Here is a 16,120-nt window from a genome sequence, read left to right on the forward strand (position 1 = left end):
GTTAGCCAAAAGCCCCAAGCCGAAGGTTCTGATACATGCCCCACATTGCCGTGAGGAAGATGAAGATCATCCCGATGGATTGTATTGCAAATCGGCAGGTGGCAAGGCGACGATAAAGCGCTTCTTCGCGTGGCTCATGCAGATAAATGGATCTGGCTGTGAGGAGGTTTATCACGCCCACCAACGACATGGGGAAGAGCAGCAGAAAAACCGCCTGCGCGAACTCCACATTTAGAAGGAAGCCCAGCGTGCCAAGAGAGGAAAGGATGAAGCAGACTATCCCAAGGATCCAGAGTCCCGCAACATCAGCGACATAAAGCAGTCTGTTGACGTTGATCCGGACAAGGTCATGCAGATCGAGAGCCGTTTGCCCACCAACCTTCCGCGCCCTGTGCACCATATCGAAGGGCACGCCGAGGATCCAGTGGCTCGCAGAGGACCACAGGACCGCCAAAGCGATCCAATACCACAGGTTTGAAAACGATCGCAGATCGATCATCTCCGATAGTGTCTGCAGCAGATCCAAACCGTCGCCCTCTTTGGTGCCGTGCCCGTGGCGCCCTATATCCACTGACGCGCGGCGCAGTACAAGCCCCGCGATGCCTGCCCCTCAAGGCGCGGCGAATGTGCCACTTGCCACTCGACGCCGTTCCATGCGACCCAAGAGCCAGCAACAACACGAGAGACCCCGATGAAGCCGACTGTCGCCCCCTTCCCCGCCGCCCGCCTGCGCCGCACGCGTGTCTCATCTGCGATCAGGGGTCTGGTGCGGGAAAACACGCTGACGACAGATGATCTGATCTGGCCGGTATTTGTTCGGGATGGCGAAGGGATTGAGGAACCTGTGATCTCCATGCCCGGCGTCGTGCGACGTTCGGTGGACAAGATCGCAGAGGCCGCCCGCGACGCTCAGGCCCTTGGGATCCCTGCGATCTGCCTGTTTCCCTACACTGACCCGGCCCTCAAGACCGAAGACTGCGCAGAAGCCTGGAACCCGGATAATCTGTGTAATCGTGCCATACGCGCAATCAAGGCCGTGGCTCCGGACATAGCGGTAATGACTGATGTGGCGCTGGACCCTTACAACATCAATGGCCATGACGGTTTTGTCGTTGACGGCGAAATCCTGAACGATGAAACGGTCGAGGCTTTGGTAAAGATGACCCTGGCACAGGCCAATGCCGGTGCTGATATCATTGGACCGTCCGACATGATGGACGGGCGGATTGGCGCGATGCGCAATGCATTGGAAAAGGCCGGGCACAGAAACGTCTCGATCCTGTCCTACGCGGCTAAATACGCATCCGGCTATTATGGACCATTCCGCGATGCCGTCGGAGCCTCAGGAGCTCTGAAAGGTGACAAGAAGACTTACCAGATGGACCCTGGTAATTCGGACGAGGCGCTTCGCCTCATTGAGCGGGACCTTCAGGAAGGTGCGGATATGGTCATGGTCAAACCGGGCATTGCCTACCTTGATATCTGTTACCGCGTGAAAACCGCCTTTGGTACCCCAACCTTTGCCTATCAGGTGTCCGGTGAATACGCTATGGTCCAGGCCGCGGCACAGAACGGATGGATCAACGGAGAACAGGTCATGCTCGAAAGCCTTTTGGCTTTTAAGCGAGCAGGATGCGATGGGATATTGACCTACTTTGCCCCGGAAACAGCGCGCATCCTGAACGGGTGATATCCACGAAAGTTCTAGTTTCCGCAGTCCGGGGGCAAGATGCTGCTCACCACGCCTTCTGGCCAGCGTGCGATGGATGACATGCTGCGGAAATGTGCGTATAATCTCACGAAAGCCAGAAAATTGGCCTTGGACGACAGACTTTCAACGACAACGTGACAGGCAGATAATCACAATGAGCAGACACCCCTCTACCCGCGTTACACGCCGCGGCTTCACCTTGGGAGTTCTGGGCGCAGTCGGGGCGGTTGCCGCCTGCGGAAACGGCGTCGGCACCAACAACGCGGCCACGATCGATGCCCGCGTCGATGCCACCCTGAACCAGATGTATCGCGAATACCCGAACACCATTGATCTAGCGGAGAAGTCCACCGGCATGCTGGTGATGCCGCTGGTCACCGAAGCCGGCTTTCTGGTCGGTGGTGCCTATGGGCGCGGCGCGCTGCGGATCAACGGGGTGACCGTTGACTACTACTCCACCGTCAAAGGCAATGCAGGCCTGCAGATCGGCGCGCAGCAATACGCCCATGTGTTGTTCTTCATGACAGATGATGCGCTTGCGGGCTTCCGTCGCTCCTCCGGCTGGGCGGCCGGAGCGGATCTGGAATATGTGGTGCGCGATGATGGAAACTCGGTCGCCGCCGACACCAATACGCTCACCTCTCCTATTTTGGCTGCGGTGTTCGCCCAGGCAGGCCTTCGTATCGGAGCGACCTTGGAAGGCACCAAATACACTCGCATCATTCCCTGACCCGTTGCGCCGTGCAGTCGGATGGATCAAAAAAAGAAGGCGCGCCATAATTGGCGCGCCTTTTCAGTTTCTTGAAAGGTTAAGCTCATCCACTTTCCCGCAGGCGTTTGAACAAGGACGAGGTATCCCAACGCCCACCGCCCATCTTTTGAACATCCTTGTAGAACTGATCGACCAGGGCCGTTACGGGCAGGCTGGCCCCCGTTTCATCAGCGGCGTCGAGGCAAATACCGAGATCCTTGCGCATCCAGTCAACGGCAAAGCCATGTTCGAAATGATCATCCAGCATCGTCTCGTAGCGATTCGACATCTGCCAGCTACCCGCTGCGCCTTGGCTGATGACTTCGACCACCGCACGGCCGTCAAGCCCGGCTTTTTCAGCGAAATGCAGTGACTCCGCCAATCCCTGAACAAGACCTGCGATCGCGATCTGGTTGCACATTTTTGTCATCTGACCTGCACCGCTGTCGCCGATACGGCGACAGATCCTCGCATAGGCATCGATAATCGGCTCTGCCTTGGCATAGGCTTCGGCGTCGCCGCCGCACATCACCGAGAGGACGCCGTTTTCCGCGCCGGCCTGACCACCGGAGATCGGCGCATCCACGAATGAAATGCCTTGTGCCTTTGCAGCTTCATAAAGCTCGCGCGTGACCTTGGCCGATACAGTCGTGTGATCCACAAAAATGCTGCCCGGCTCCATCCCTGCAAATGCGCCGTCCTCACCCAGGCAAACCGACCGCAGGTCATCATCATTGCCAACGCAGGACATCACGAACTCAGCACCCTTGGCTGCTGCGCGCGGTGTTGACGCGCTGGCGCCCCCATGCTCCGAAGCCCAACTTCCGGCCTTGTGTGTAGTCCGGTTATAAACCGTAACCTCATGCCCGGCGGATTTAAGGTGGCCTGCCATTGGATAGCCCATTACCCCCAATCCCAGAAACGCAGTTTTTGCCATGTGCTTTTCCCTCGTGCTGACTTCGCTTATGTTGGCGTCACCCTAGCATTGGCGCCGCAGGGTGCAATTGCGCCGAGGCCCCAAATCAAGAAAACAAACGGAAAATATCCTTTATGGCGCACCTCTTCCGCTGGCTGCTTCGTCTCACCGCCTCTTTGATTCTGCTCGGGTTGGCCGCCCTTCTGCTGGCCTACTACTTTGCCTCGCAATCCCTGCCGGACTACACCAAGACGATTGCTCTTCCCGGCCCTACTGCCCCGGTGGAGATTGTACGTGACAATGCGAATGTGCCGCACATCTTTCCCAGCCTCGGCGCCAGCGATGAGGATGCATTTTTTGGCCTCGGATATGCCCACGCCCAGGATCGCCTTTGGCAGATGGCGGTAATGCGCCGCACCGCACAGGGCCGCCTTTCCGAGGTGTTCGGCCGCCGCACAGTGGACGTGGACACCTTTGTGCGAAGGCTGGATCTTTATCGTCTGTCTCAGCAATCGGTTGCCGTGCAAACGCCAGAAACCCTGGTTGCCTTGCGTGCCTATTCGGCAGGCGTGAATGCGCGTCTGCAAGAGATCAACGAAGAGGCCCTTGGTCGCGGGGCCCCGGAGATGTTCCTCTTCAACATGCCTCTCGCCCCTTGGCAGCCCGCAGACAGTATCGCCATTATGAAGCTGATGGCCTTGAAACTGTCAGGACATCTACACGAAGAAATCCTGCGCGCGCGCACATCGCTGGCTCTGGATGATCCTGAACGGCTACCCGATATTTTGCCTGATGCCCCTGGTTCAGGCATTGCCGCCCTGCCTGAGTACGCTGCACTTTTCCCAAATTTGCAACGGTTTGCGGGAAGTACTTCAATAAGTCCTGCGGATCCTTTGTCCCCCTTGTTCCCCCTCGCGCCACGCGGGCGCGGTGGAGCATCAAATGCCTGGGCGGCCGATCCCAGCCGTTCCGCCACTGGGGGAACGCTGCTGGCCAATGATCCGCATCTTGGCCTGAGCGCGCCTGGTATCTGGTATCTGGCGCGCATGGAACTTGCGACCGGGGGGGTCATTGGCGGCACTATTCCCGGTGTGCCCGCAGTGATCACCGGGCGGTCAGATCGCCTCGGCTGGGGGATCACCTCATCCTACATGGATGATCAGGATTTGTTCATCGAGAAGATCAACCCGCAGAACCCCGAAGAATACCTGAGCCCCGAAGGCTACAAGCCGTTCACAACCCGGCGTTCCATTATCAACATCAAGGATGCCCCGCCAATAACTCTGACGCTGCGCTGGACGGCCAATGGCCCGGTCTTGCCCGGAACCCGGTTTGATTTGGGGACGATCACGCCCCCCGGACATGTTGTTAGCCTGGGTTGGACAGCATTGAGCGGTGAGGACACCTCTGTCAGCGCTGCCATTGCCCTGATGCGGAGCGGCACGGTTCAGGAAGCGATCAAGGCCGGCGAAGCCTATATCGCCCCCTCACAAAACCTTGTCCTTGCCGATCAGCGCACGATTGCCATGAAGACGGTTGGAGCCATCCCACAGCGGGATGCGCGCCACCAAAGCAAGGGCCGCATGCCAAGCCAGGGTTGGCGCCGGGAAAATCTCTGGCAAGGCCGCGCGCCCTATGCGGCCAACCCGGAATTCGTAACCCCACGCGGTGGTATTTTGGGCAATACCAACAACAAGGTAGTGGAACGCCCCTTTCCCAACCATGTATCTTTTGACTGGGGTGACACCCAGCGCATCCATCGCTGGCGCAAGCTCATGCAGACCCGCGAGGTTCATACCCGTGACAGCTTTATTGAAGCGCAGCTTGACACGGTTTCTTTCTCGGCTCGCACCCTGCTGCCACTGATCGGCGCCGATCTTTGGTTCACAGGAGAGGCCGCACCGGAAGGAAGCAGAGAACGGCAGCGCCATTCCGCCTTGCGCCTTCTGTCCGAATGGAATGGCGAGATGAATGAACATCTGCCGGAGCCGCTGATCTACGCGGCCTGGGTGCGCGCCTTGCAACAGCGATTGATCGCAGACGACTTGGGTACGCTCGCCGAAGAGTTCAAACATGTTGATCCGCTTTTCATCGAACGGGTTTACCGTGATATCGACGGCGCCTCCGTGTGGTGTGATGTTCGCCAAAGCGCGCCGCGTGAAACCTGCACGGATATGGCACGCCTTGCTCTTGACGATGCTCTACTTTGGATCGAAGAGCGCTACGGCACAGCGCTCGAATCCCTGCGCTGGGGAGATGCGCATCAGGCCGCGCACGATCATGAAACCTTGGGTGAAGTGCCGTTGCTCCGGTTCTTCGTGAACATCCGCCAAACCACCAGCGGCGGTGACAACACGTTGCAACGCGGTCGCACATCTGGCGAAGGCCCGGAGCCGTTTCAGAACGTACATGCGGCTGGCTATCGCGGAGTCTATGATTTTGCCGATCCCGACAGTTCAGTCTTTGTCTCTGCAACCGGTCAGTCTGGGCATTTTCTGTCCCGCCACTATGATGACATGGCGCAGCTTTGGCGCCGCGGGGAATACGTACCAATGTCGCTGGATGCGGATCTTGCGCGCGCGGCCGCCGTCGGCGTCACCCGGATCACCCCAAGGAACTGATCAGTCATGCAGGACCAAGCCGTTCCACTGATCGTTTTCGGTCTTTTGTTCTTTGCGGGGCTTGCCGCTGACCGGATCGGACGGCGTTTTCACCTGCCACGGGTGACGCTTCTTCTGGGGTTCGGGATGTTGGTCGGCGAGGCCGGCTTTGATCTCTTGCCCGAGAGCCTGACACGCCTTTATCCCGTGATTGCGGTAGTTGCGCTTAGCGCGGTTGCGGTTCTGCTCGGTAGTGCTCTTTCCCTGCACAACCTGCGCGAACATGGCAGCACGGTTCTTGTGGTGTCGCTTTCGATTGTGGTCGTCACTCAGCTGGTGGTCAGCGCAGCGCTTTGGGCCATTGGACTGCCGGTCATTCTGGCCCTTCTGCTGGGAGCAATGGCAACCGCGACTGATCCAGCAGCCACCTACGATGTCATCGATCAATCCGGCCAAGACACCTCCTTTACCAGAACTCTCAAAGGGTTGGTGGCCATTGATGATGCTTGGGGATTGCTGGCTTTCACCCTCGCCCTAGTGGTGATTGACCTGATCCTCGGCGCTGGATCCGGCACAGCGCCGCTGGCAGAGGCCGCTTACGAGATCCTCGGCTCTATCGCACTTGGATGTGCGATAGGCGTTCCTGGTGCGCTTTTGACCGGGCGACTCTCGGATGGGGAACCGCTTAGGATCGAGGCGCTCGGTCTGATCTTCCTGACCGCGGGCCTCGCATTGATGCTGGACCTTTCCTACCTCGTCGCAGGCATGACGGTCGGGGCTGTGATCGTGAACCTGGCTCAGCACCATACGCGTGCCTTTCACGAAATCCGCAATTTCGAGTGGCCCTTCATGATAATTTTCTTTGTTCTGGCAGGCGCAACGCTGGTCCCCTCTGATCTGGTCACCTACGGTCTGGCCGGGCTTGCCTATATCGTTTTTCGGATAGCGGGGCGGATTCTGGGCGGACTGGTTGGGGGCAAGATGGCGCATGTTCCCCGAAACGAAGGCCCCTATTTTGGCGCCGCTATGCTCCCTCAGGCAGGAGTGGCCATCGGGATGGCTCTGGCCGCATCAGAGCGTTTCCCAGAGTATGCCCACCAGATCATGGCGCTGGCGATCGGAACCACTGCCGCCTTTGAGCTTGTCGGACCGATCATCGCCGCCCTGACCATTACAGCTCAGTCCAGATCCGCGGAACTTCGGAACACCGACTGACCAGTGCTCACAGAGCGTCGTATTGTGCCTTTTGCTTTGGAGTCCACAAAACGGTGATATCAAAACCGCTATCTGTCTGTTCCTCGCTGACCACAACATCCTGCCGAAACAGCCAGGCACGCTGTTTTCCTTGCGAAAAGTCAAGACTAAGTAGATCCTGATGCTTCTTGCCTTGCAGCTTTTCAGCAATGTCCGACAGAAGCCCGTCGATCCCTTCGCCCGTGAGGGCTGAAATCGCGTGGATATTCTCTTCGCGCCCTGCTCGGTCACGCCGCGCAGCGGCTTCATCCTCGTTCAGGTTGTCAAGCTTGTTCCAAACCTCGATCAGGGTACGCTCCTCGTCCACCCCGAGAGAGGCAAGGATCGCGGCAACATCAGCGGCCTGATGCTCGCTTTCGGCATGGCTGATGTCACGCACATGCAAGATCACATCAGCCGCAAGAACCTCTTCCAGTGTCGCCCGGAAAGCCGCGACCAGTTCGGTCGGAAGGTCTGAGATAAACCCGACGGTATCGGACAGGATCACCTCTGGCCCATCCGGCAGTACAAGGCGCCGCATCGTCGGATCAAGAGTGGCAAAGAGCATATCTTTGGCCATCACTTCCGCACCGGTCAAGCGGTTGAATAGCGTTGACTTTCCCGCGTTGGTATAGCCAACCAAGGCAACGATCGGATAAGGCACCTTGGCGCGGGCCTCGCGGTGCAGCGTACGGGTCTTGACCACCTTGTCCAGCTGTCGACGCAGGCGCACAAGTTGGTCGTCAATGGCACGGCGGTCGGCCTCGATCTGGGTTTCACCGGGCCCGCCGACGAACCCCAAACCGCCCCGCTGCCGTTCGAGGTGTGTCCAAGCCCGCACCAATCGGGTCCGCTGATAACTCAGCGCTGCCATTTCCACCTGCAAAACGCCCTCGCGGGTGCGCGCGCGGTCCGAGAATATTTCAAGGATCAGGCCCGTGCGGTCGAGTATCTTTACCTTCCATGCCTTTTCGAGGTTGCGCTGCTGCACCGGCGATACAGGGCCGTCGATCAACACCAATTCAACCTCTTCGCCCTTAAGGCGCTGTGCCAACTCGTCGATCTTGCCTGATCCAAACAGCATTCCCGGCTGCGCCTTGGGCAGCCGCACGATATCAGAGCCGATCACATCAAGATCGGGCAAAGCCCGGGCAAGGGCTACGGCTTCTTCCAGCGCAGGTTCTGGATCGCGCCTGTCTGGGTCGGATTTGATTTCTGGATGCAGCACCCAGGCTCGGGTGCGCTTCCTGTCATGCTCCATCAAGAGGCGTCTTCACCTTCATAGAGGCTGATCGGCTGCGCCGGCATGATTGTGGAAATCGCATGTTTGTAAACCAGCTGCGACTGACCATCGCGGCGCAGAAGAACACAAAAGTTGTCGAACCAGGTGATCACACCCTGCAGTTTCACACCGTTGATAAGAAAGATAGTAACCGGAACCTTGGTTTTGCGAACGTGATTCAGGAAGGCATCCTGAAGATTCTGTCTGTCCGAAGCCATTATTGTTATCTCGCCTTTTTTCTTGCTATGCGCTGCGGGCCAACGCGCGGTATCAAATCCAACTATGGACGCAGTCCAATCGGGTTTCCACCCGAAAAAGACCCGTTCCTGTCGCAGGTTAACCAGCTTTGCCTAGCTGCGCCAGAGATTTGGCGACAAAAGCGCGATGATTGCCAGTGTTTCAAGCCGTCCTAGAACCATTGCCAAACAAAGCACCAGTTTGGCCGAAGGTACCAGCTGGCCAAGCATGATCGGCTCACTCGCAGCGATTTCTGTCAGCGGTCCCGTGGTGGACAACGCCGCAATCGCAAGGATCAACGAGGTTTCAAAGTCCGTTCCCAGCGCCGCCAGCAAAATGCTAATGAGTGCAAGCGACAAGGCAAAAAGCATGAAAAAGACCCAGGCGACAAAGGCACCGTTCTTTTGCAGGCGCCTGTTACCTCCACCGCCGCCACTGACCGAAGAGGGATGGACCAGCCGCTCCATCTCACCAAGGCCATTGAGGTAGAGCGCGTAGACTCGCAGAAGTTTTACGCCGCCGGCCGTGGTCGCAACACCGCCACCGATCAGAGCAAGGCCCAGAAGGATCATACCGGGCGTATTCAGACCTGACCAATCCTGCGCTGTCTGCCAATCGGCGCTTTCAAAACCGGTGGTAGACAGGAAGGACATGACGGTAAACAAAGCCCCCCAGAAAGCGCGCAGGGCTTGGATCGCATCTTCATCTGCAGCCACCTCAAAAGTCGCCAGCCAGTGGCGCAGGAACAGCAGCAGCGGCACACCAAAGACGATCAAAAGCCCGGCACGAAATTCCGGATCGCGGTCCAATCGCCCATGCCCGTTGGTGACCGTATCGCTGGAAAAGGTCAGTCGGGACAAGGCGAAAAACATGAACAGAAACATGACCATTTCACCTGCAACGCCGCTGCTGGCCTCATGCGTTCCCCCAACTGCAGAGATCCCGGAAGTTGCCATGACCGACATGGAATGCGTCAATCCGGGAAGCGCTTTGCTGCCCGTGATCATCAGCAGCGTCCACAGGATCAGCGTCAGTGCCGAATAGACCGGAGTCAGGGCGCGCGCGACCATGAACAGCCGTCTGCGCGGATCAGCTTGTTGCATTTGAACCGGCGTGCCGCCACCTCCGCCGGGCTCTCCGCGCGCCGTTACCTCAAAGCCGCCAAGAAAAAGCGGTGCGAGGATCGCAGATGCAGCAACCCACATCAAAAGCCCGCCAAGCCACCCAACGAGCGCGCGCCACAGATGCACGCTGGGCGGAAGGCGTGCTGGATCGGCGAAAACATCGGCGCCCGTCGTGGTTACTGCGCTGACCATGTCAAAGTAGGCATTCAGAAAGCTTGTATTCTTGAGCGCATCATGGACAGGAATAGCCAGAAAGACCGGCAATACTGCAAAGGTTGCGAGAAGAGACAAAAGCTGGCCCGGCATCCCGAACCGCGGCTTACGGTTACCCAACGCCAAGGCGATGACGGCGACCGCAAACAAGCCCAGAAGGCCAGAGAAAAAGAAACTTTGCGATGTAGGGTGATCGTTCAATACCACCGCGTGCACCGCAGGGATCCACATGGCAATGCAGGCGATGCCCCAGATCAGCAGGAACAGCGGCAGGCGTAAAAGGCCGGTCGGAGCCGTGAAACGATGCGCCATGTCAGAAGTAGTCGATCGAGACCTGCATCAGTCGCTCGACCTCTGGAACATCAGCGGCCATGGCAAAAAGCGCGATCACATCACCTTCTTCGATGCGCAGCTCTCCGCTTGGCGGCAGCATTTCGCCCCCCTTGAGGACCCCGCCAACCAGCACGCCTTCGGGAAACGGGATGTCGCGGACCGCCTGCCCGGCTAGCGGTGTGGTTCCCATCACCTCGGCCTCGATAACCTCGGCTTCAGCGTCTCCGATAGAGTAGACCTGGCGCACCCTCCCATAGCGAATGTGTTGGAGGATGGAGCTGACGGTGGTAGATCTGGGGTTTATGTAGGCATCAATCCCGAGATGTGACATCAAGGGCAGCAGGGTGGGATCGTTGATCAAGGCCACCACAAACGGGCACCCCTCGGATTTGGCCCGAACGGCTGCCAGCATATTCGTCTTGTCATCATCGGTCACGGCCAGCATCGCATCTGCCCGGCCGATCCCCGCCTCAATCATGAGAGACCGGTCAAGCCCATCGCCGTGCAAAACGATCGTACGCTCGAGGGTTTCCGCTGCACGTTCCGCACATTTTCGGCTTTTCTCGATGATCTTGGCACGTATCCGGCCCGTCTTTGCTTCCAGAGCCTTGGCAACTTCAAGCCCTACGTTGCCGCCCCCTACAATAACAACGCGATCCTGGCGTTTCTCTTTTTTTCCAAAGACTTCAATGGTCCTGTTCACGTCATCGACGTGGCAAAATACATATGCACTGTCACCAACAAACAGCTGATCACCCGGCTCAGGTGCAAAAAGCGTTCCTTCCCGGCGCACGCCAACGACGATGGCTCGAAGGGTCGAGAACAGATCGGTCAGCTGCCGCAAGGGCGTATTGATGATCGGGCAGTCCTCATCAATATGAACTCCCAAGAGCTGCGCCTTACCCCCCATAAAGGTTTCTGTATCAAAGGCCGCCGGCGCGGAAAGTCGCTGAATGGCTGCAGCCGCGACCTCTCTCTCCGGGCTGATGACCACGTCGATGGGCAGATGATCGCGGCGGTATAAATCCGAGTAGATCGCAGTCAAATAGCTTTTGGCGCGCAGCCTGGCGATTTTGCGCTGAATGGAAAAGACCGAATGGGCAACCTGACAGGTCACCATGTTGACCTCGTCGGAGTGTGTGGCGGCAATGATCATGTCTGCATCCCGCGCACCGGCGCGATCCAGGACATCGGGATATGACGCAAAGCCCGCAACCCCTTGTACATCGAGTGTATCCGTGGCGCGGCGCACCAGTTCGGGATTGTTATCCACGACCGTTACATCGTTCAGTTCGCCCGACAAGTGCCGTGCGATCTGCCAGCCCACCTGGCCGGCCCCACAGATGATAACCTTCATGATCCATTCCCTTGGGCGCGATCTTGCCAGTTTTGAATGACAGAAGGGCGCAAGAGCGTCAAATCAATTGTATCGTGCAGTATTGCAGGGCAAGTTAGCCCCATGACGATGCTAAATAAATCCATCCAGCTGAGCCTCCTGGCCATCACCGTCGCAGCCTGCGGTCCGATCCCGGTCTATTATCGTGAGGGCGCATCGGTAGATCGCCTCGACGCAGATAACCTTTCCTGCAAGGTGGCCGCGCTCAAGGACGCCCCAGTCGAGAACCAGATCCGACAGCACCCGCCCAGATACTATCCCGGCGAACGTGTTTGCGCCGATGGCAGCTGCTGGACACGGCCAGGCTATTGGGTTGATGGGCAGGTTTACACAGTGGATGTGAACCTTGGCCTGCGTAAGCAGCTGGAGCAAAGCTGTATGGCCAATAAGGGTTACAGCCAAGTAGCTCTCAAGCGATGCACAATGGAAGAGGTTTCCTCGCGCCTTGCCTCACAACCAGCCAGGCTGCCGCCTTTGAATGAACAGGCCTGTGTCTGGCAAAGCCCAGACAAACAGCTCCGCATTCTAAGCCCCTGAATTGCAAGGTGCCTTCCAGCGCCCGGCTTGCGGCAGGCGATCGGCCTTAGAGTAAAGGGACCTCAGACCGGATCGCTCTCTTTCTCCTCGACGTGAGCAATCCGCACGCCAGCCTTGTTCGAAGTGACAACACCGAGCGATTTGAGCTTGCGATGCAGAGCAGAGCGCTCCATGCCGACAAACGACGCGGTCCGGCTGATGTTGCCACCAAAACGGTTGATCTGGGTCAGCAGGTACTCCCGTTCGAAAGCCTCTCGCGCTTCGCGCAGAGGCAAGGTTGCCAACGCACCAGACAGAACCACGCGCCCCTCGCCCTCTACCTTTTCCTCTTCCCGTGGGAGATCCCTCGCATCGATCGGCTCGCAGCCGTCTCCGAGGATCAGGATCCGTTCCACCAAGTTCTTGAGTTGCCGGACGTTGCCAGGCCAGGTCATCGTCTGCATCAGCGCAACGGCCTCTTCCGTCAGTTCGCGCAGAGGCAACCCCTGAGCCTCGTTGAAGCTGCGAATGAAATGCTCTGCCAGCACCGGAATATCCTCGCGCCGGTCGGCCAAGGACGGAACGGCGATCGGCACCACATTCAGGCGATGGTACAGTTCCTGCCGGAACCGACCGGCTTCAATTTCAGCGTCCAGCGGCTTGTTGGTCGAAGAAATAACACGGAGATCCACTTTCAGGTTCTCAGTGCCTCCGACGCGGCGGAATTGCTGATCGACAAGAACTCGAAGGATCTTGGACTGAGTGCCCGCAGGCATATCTGCGACCTCATCAAAGAACACAACGCCGCCGTCGGCTTGTTCCAACAGCCCTGGTTCCACGCCCTTCTCCGAAGTTTCGCGGCCAAACAGCACCTCCTCCATCCGTTCCGGCTCGATGCTTGCACAGTTGACGGTCACAAACGGGCTAGAGGCGCGGGCGGAATTTGAATGAATGTAGCGCGCAGCAATATCCTTGCCTGATCCCGCTGGCCCGGTGAGCATCACGCGACCATTGGATTTTGTTACCTTGTCCAACTGGGCGACGAGCGCGCGGAAGGCCGCCGAGCTGCCAATCATTTCTGCCGCGCCGGTTTCCTTGCGACGCAGACTGGTGTTTTCACGGCGCAGGCGGGATGTTTCCATGGCACGCCGGATCACAACCATCAACTGGTCGATATTGAACGGCTTCTCAATGAAATCGTAGGCGCCCTGTTTGATCGCTGCGACCGCGATCTCGATGTTGCCGTGGCCCGAGATGATCACAACCGGAACTTCAGGGTGGTCTCGCTTGACAGTCTTGAGGATATCAATGCCATCCATTTGACTATCCTTGAGCCAGATGTCGAGGATCAAAAGAGCGGGCTCTTCCTCGGTTATCTTGGTCATGCATTCGTCTGAATTCGCAGCCTTACGGGTCGAAAACCCCTCGTCTTCCAGAATGTCGGAAATCAGCTCACGGATGTCACGTTCATCATCGACGATTAGAATATCACTCATGTCAGACCTACTTTCACTGTATTTCTGTTTGTCTCCGCAGTTGGCAGGGTCTGCGGAAGGCGGATCACCGCCATTGCTCCAAAATGGGACTGCCCTTCAAACACGGGCGCATCCTGTAGGACCAGCGTGCCGCCGTGCTCTTCGATAATCTTTTTCACGATGGGCAGGCCCAGGCCCGTTCCCTCGGTTCGGGTGGTCACATAGGGTTCAAACAGGCGCGCCCGATCTTCCGGAAGGCCGATCCCGTTGTCGGCAATCGTCACTTCGTATGCTCCGGTTTCATCGTAGCGAACTGCAACCCGGATCTGTGGTTCAAACCCTTCAGGGACCCCTTTTGCCTCAAGTGTTTCAATGGCTTCACCAGCGTTCTTGATCAGGTTGGTCAAGGCCTGTCCAACCATTGTGGCATCAAGATCCGTGAGCATTGGCTCCTTGGGAAGCTCCGCGGTAATCCTGACTCCGGGTTGTCCTTGCTGCTGCAAAACAACAGCACCCTTCACCAAAGCCACCAAGTCTTCCTCGCGCCGTTCGGGCTCGGGCATGCGGGCAAATTTCGAGAATTCATCGACGATCCGGCGCAAGTCATTGGTTTGACGTACAATCACGTCCGTCATGGATTGCAGCTGGTCACTGTTTTCTTCGCCAAGCTTTGGGGCAAACTTACGTTTGATCCGCTCGGCGCTCAGTTGAATGGGGGTTAGAGGGTTCTTGATTTCATGGGCAATACGACGAGCCACATCGCCCCAGGCCGCCATTCGCTGGGCGCTGACCAGGTCGGTGACATCGTCAAATGCCACAACATAGCCTTCAAGTTGCCCTTCGTCCGAACGGCGCAGCGCCATCCGCACCAGCAGGTTCTCAAGTCGGCCGTGGCGTGTCACCTTGATTTCGTCCTGAGCGGTTTCCGCATTCCCGGATTTGAGCGTTTCAAAAAGCGGGCCAAATTCCGGCACGGCCACCGACAAGGCAAGCGACTGCCGGTCATCATGCCAATCCAGCAACCGCTCCGCCGAGCGGTTCACGAAGGTCACACGTCCTTCGGAATCGAGGCCAACAACACCTGAGGTGACGGATGAAAGGACGGAGTCGAAAAGCCTCCGCCGCCGCTCGATCTGGTCGGTATTTTCAAGCAAGGTCTGACGCTGCTGTTTAAGTTCGCGCGTCATCTTGTTGAAATAAGTGCCAAGTTGAGCGATTTCGTCACTGCCGTCCTGCTCGGGGACCTGAACATCCAGGTTGCCGCCGCCGACCCGCCTTGCAGCCACGGTCAACCGGCCTACCGGCCCGGACAGGCGTTCTGCGAACCACATGCCCAGCCACATCGCGGCCAGGATCAGGATCAGGGCAAAACCGATGTACAGCAGGCCAAACTCAAACAGCACCCTGCCCCGCTCGCGCTCCAACTGCTGATAGAGATTGGCCGTTTGCTGCGTCTCGTCCAGCAGGTTCAGCAATTCACCGTCCACATCTCGGCTGATGTAGAGAAAACGGTCAACAAAGGCATTGAGGCGCACAATTGCGCGGAACTCATTGTTGTCCCAGTCCTGAATGATCGCCATGCCCTCTTCGGTCGCTGTCGCAATGTCGTCTGCGTCCGGCTCTTCGAAGTCGAACTCATAAGAGCGTTCGCCCCTGGCTCGGATGGTCCCCAGCCCATCGATGACATACGCCTCGCGCAGGCCCCGCTGGACCTGCAGTTGTCCTTGAGAGAGCACCTGCCGTAGCTCGGCGTCATTCATGAAGAAACTGCGTGACCGACTGGTGTCGAGGTACCGCCCAAGTGCCGCACCATCTTCTATCAGGTCCTCGCGCTGTTCGGCCTGATAGGCCTGCGCGGCCGCAAGCGATGATCCGATCACCTGCCGCACCCGCTGGGAAAACCACCCTTCAAGACCGACATTCACCGTAAGCATCGCAAAAATGGCGACAATCACCGTCGGCACGAGAGCGAGAAACCCAAAGGCGCCAATCAAACGCAAGTGCAGGCGCGAGCCGGCAGATTTCTCGCGCCGCGCTGCAAACAGCCGAACGATCTGCGTCAGAACCAGCGCGGCGATCGCCATGATGTAGACCATGTCCGCCAGCAGTATGAGGCGTAGCGAGAGGGAGGACGCCCCATGCCCCAACGGGCCAAAGATCAGGAAGGTCGCCAAAGCCAACACAGGCCCAAGAAGCACCAGGCCCAATGTCCCGATATTCCTGGCTCTGCGCGTCTTGCGCCACCGCTCCAACTGAGCGAGCGTCCGAAATCCACCCCGAAGATGTGACTTATGCGCCACCTTGTGCTCTCACCACGATGCATGGCCATCCTG

The 16,120-nt window shown here is 58.1% G+C and carries 13 protein-coding genes; 5 read left to right on the top strand and 8 right to left on the bottom strand.

Annotation, left to right across the window (positions count from 1 at the left end; translation table 11 throughout):
• Nucleotide 1 precedes the first annotated feature (1 nt).
• Complete coding sequence (locus INS80_RS16220) at nt 2-526, bottom strand: component of SufBCD complex (protein ID WP_192966622.1); 525 nt, start codon at nt 524-526, stop codon at nt 2-4.
• 165 nt (nt 527-691) lie between these two features.
• Here INS80_RS16220 and hemB point away from each other — a divergent pair, with 165 nt between their 5' ends.
• Together hemB and INS80_RS16230 are read left to right on the top strand one after the other, a co-directional pair.
• Complete coding sequence (hemB, locus tag INS80_RS16225) at nt 692-1,690, top strand: porphobilinogen synthase (protein WP_192966623.1); 999 nt, start codon at nt 692-694, stop codon at nt 1,688-1,690.
• Between the two features lie 175 nt (nt 1,691-1,865).
• Nucleotides 1,866-2,441: a lipid-binding SYLF domain-containing protein gene (locus INS80_RS16230; RefSeq protein ID WP_192966624.1), complete on the top strand. Its 576-nt coding sequence runs from the start codon at nt 1,866-1,868 to the stop codon at nt 2,439-2,441.
• An 85-nt stretch (nt 2,442-2,526) separates the two neighbouring features.
• On the opposite strand, the gene INS80_RS16235 is transcribed toward INS80_RS16230, so the two are convergent.
• A complete protein-coding gene (locus tag INS80_RS16235; protein ID WP_192966625.1) occupies nt 2,527-3,399 on the bottom strand; it encodes an NAD(P)-dependent oxidoreductase in 873 nt (290 codons plus the stop codon).
• Nucleotides 3,400-3,512: 113 nt separating this feature from the next.
• Between INS80_RS16235 and INS80_RS16240 the strand changes: the two genes are divergently transcribed.
• Together INS80_RS16240 and INS80_RS16245 are read left to right on the top strand one after the other, a co-directional pair.
• Entirely contained in the window at nt 3,513-5,999 is a 2,487-nt protein-coding gene (locus tag INS80_RS16240) for a penicillin acylase family protein (RefSeq protein ID WP_192966626.1), read from the top strand.
• Between the two features lie 6 nt (nt 6,000-6,005).
• Nucleotides 6,006-7,193, top strand: a complete 1,188-nt coding sequence (locus INS80_RS16245) for a cation:proton antiporter (RefSeq protein WP_192966627.1) — start codon at nt 6,006-6,008, stop codon at nt 7,191-7,193.
• Nucleotides 7,194-7,200: 7 nt separating this feature from the next.
• Here INS80_RS16245 and hflX read toward each other — a convergent pair whose 3' ends face one another.
• The 4 genes from hflX to trkA form a co-directional block, all read right to left on the bottom strand.
• A complete protein-coding gene (gene hflX, locus INS80_RS16250; protein ID WP_192966628.1) occupies nt 7,201-8,472 on the bottom strand; it encodes a GTPase HflX in 1,272 nt (423 codons plus the stop codon).
• Complete coding sequence (hfq, locus tag INS80_RS16255) at nt 8,472-8,711, bottom strand: RNA chaperone Hfq (RefSeq protein WP_008204623.1); 240 nt, start codon at nt 8,709-8,711, stop codon at nt 8,472-8,474. The genes hflX and hfq overlap by 1 nt, the downstream gene beginning before the upstream one ends.
• A 132-nt stretch (nt 8,712-8,843) precedes the next feature.
• Nucleotides 8,844-10,379, bottom strand: coding sequence for a TrkH family potassium uptake protein (locus INS80_RS16260; protein ID WP_226892645.1), 1,536 nt, complete (start codon nt 10,377-10,379; stop codon nt 8,844-8,846).
• Nucleotide 10,380: 1 nt separating this feature from the next.
• Nucleotides 10,381-11,757 (bottom strand): Trk system potassium transporter TrkA, encoded by a 1,377-nt coding sequence (trkA, locus tag INS80_RS16265; protein ID WP_192966629.1) that lies wholly within the window; start codon nt 11,755-11,757, stop codon nt 10,381-10,383.
• Nucleotides 11,758-11,859: 102 nt separating this feature from the next.
• Here trkA and INS80_RS16270 point away from each other — a divergent pair, with 102 nt between their 5' ends.
• Nucleotides 11,860-12,333, top strand: a complete 474-nt coding sequence (locus INS80_RS16270) for a hypothetical protein (RefSeq protein WP_226892646.1) — start codon at nt 11,860-11,862, stop codon at nt 12,331-12,333.
• Nucleotides 12,334-12,395: 62 nt separating this feature from the next.
• On the opposite strand, the gene ntrX is transcribed toward INS80_RS16270, so the two are convergent.
• On the bottom strand, nt 12,396-13,808 hold the full coding sequence (ntrX, locus tag INS80_RS16275; protein ID WP_192966630.1) for a nitrogen assimilation response regulator NtrX: 1,413 nt from the start codon (nt 13,806-13,808) through the stop codon (nt 12,396-12,398).
• Nucleotides 13,805-16,087, bottom strand: coding sequence for a sensor histidine kinase NtrY-like (locus INS80_RS16280; protein ID WP_192966631.1), 2,283 nt, complete (start codon nt 16,085-16,087; stop codon nt 13,805-13,807). The genes ntrX and INS80_RS16280 overlap by 4 nt, the downstream gene beginning before the upstream one ends.
• Nucleotides 16,088-16,120 lie beyond the last annotated feature (33 nt).

Origin of the sequence: Phycobacter azelaicus (genome assembly GCF_014884385.1) — a bacterium.
Taxonomy (GTDB): domain Bacteria; phylum Pseudomonadota; class Alphaproteobacteria; order Rhodobacterales; family Rhodobacteraceae; genus Phycobacter; species Phycobacter azelaicus.

Coding starts and splice junctions, on each gene's coding strand:
- INS80_RS16260 (WP_226892645.1), bottom strand. CDS start 10,379: ATGGCGCATCGTTTCACGGCTCCGACCGGCCTTTTACGCCTGCCGCTG.
- INS80_RS16235 (WP_192966625.1), bottom strand. CDS start 3,399: ATGGCAAAAACTGCGTTTCTGGGATTGGGGGTAATGGGCTATCCAATG.
- hfq (WP_008204623.1), bottom strand. CDS start 8,711: ATGGCTTCGGACAGACAGAATCTTCAGGATGCCTTCCTGAATCACGTT.
- INS80_RS16245 (WP_192966627.1), top strand. CDS start 6,006: ATGCAGGACCAAGCCGTTCCACTGATCGTTTTCGGTCTTTTGTTCTTT.
- hflX (WP_192966628.1), bottom strand. CDS start 8,472: ATGGAGCATGACAGGAAGCGCACCCGAGCCTGGGTGCTGCATCCAGAA.
- ntrX (WP_192966630.1), bottom strand. CDS start 13,808: ATGAGTGATATTCTAATCGTCGATGATGAACGTGACATCCGTGAGCTG.
- INS80_RS16240 (WP_192966626.1), top strand. CDS start 3,513: ATGGCGCACCTCTTCCGCTGGCTGCTTCGTCTCACCGCCTCTTTGATT.
- INS80_RS16230 (WP_192966624.1), top strand. CDS start 1,866: ATGAGCAGACACCCCTCTACCCGCGTTACACGCCGCGGCTTCACCTTG.
- INS80_RS16270 (WP_226892646.1), top strand. CDS start 11,860: ATGACGATGCTAAATAAATCCATCCAGCTGAGCCTCCTGGCCATCACC.
- trkA (WP_192966629.1), bottom strand. CDS start 11,757: ATGAAGGTTATCATCTGTGGGGCCGGCCAGGTGGGCTGGCAGATCGCA.
- hemB (WP_192966623.1), top strand. CDS start 692: ATGAAGCCGACTGTCGCCCCCTTCCCCGCCGCCCGCCTGCGCCGCACG.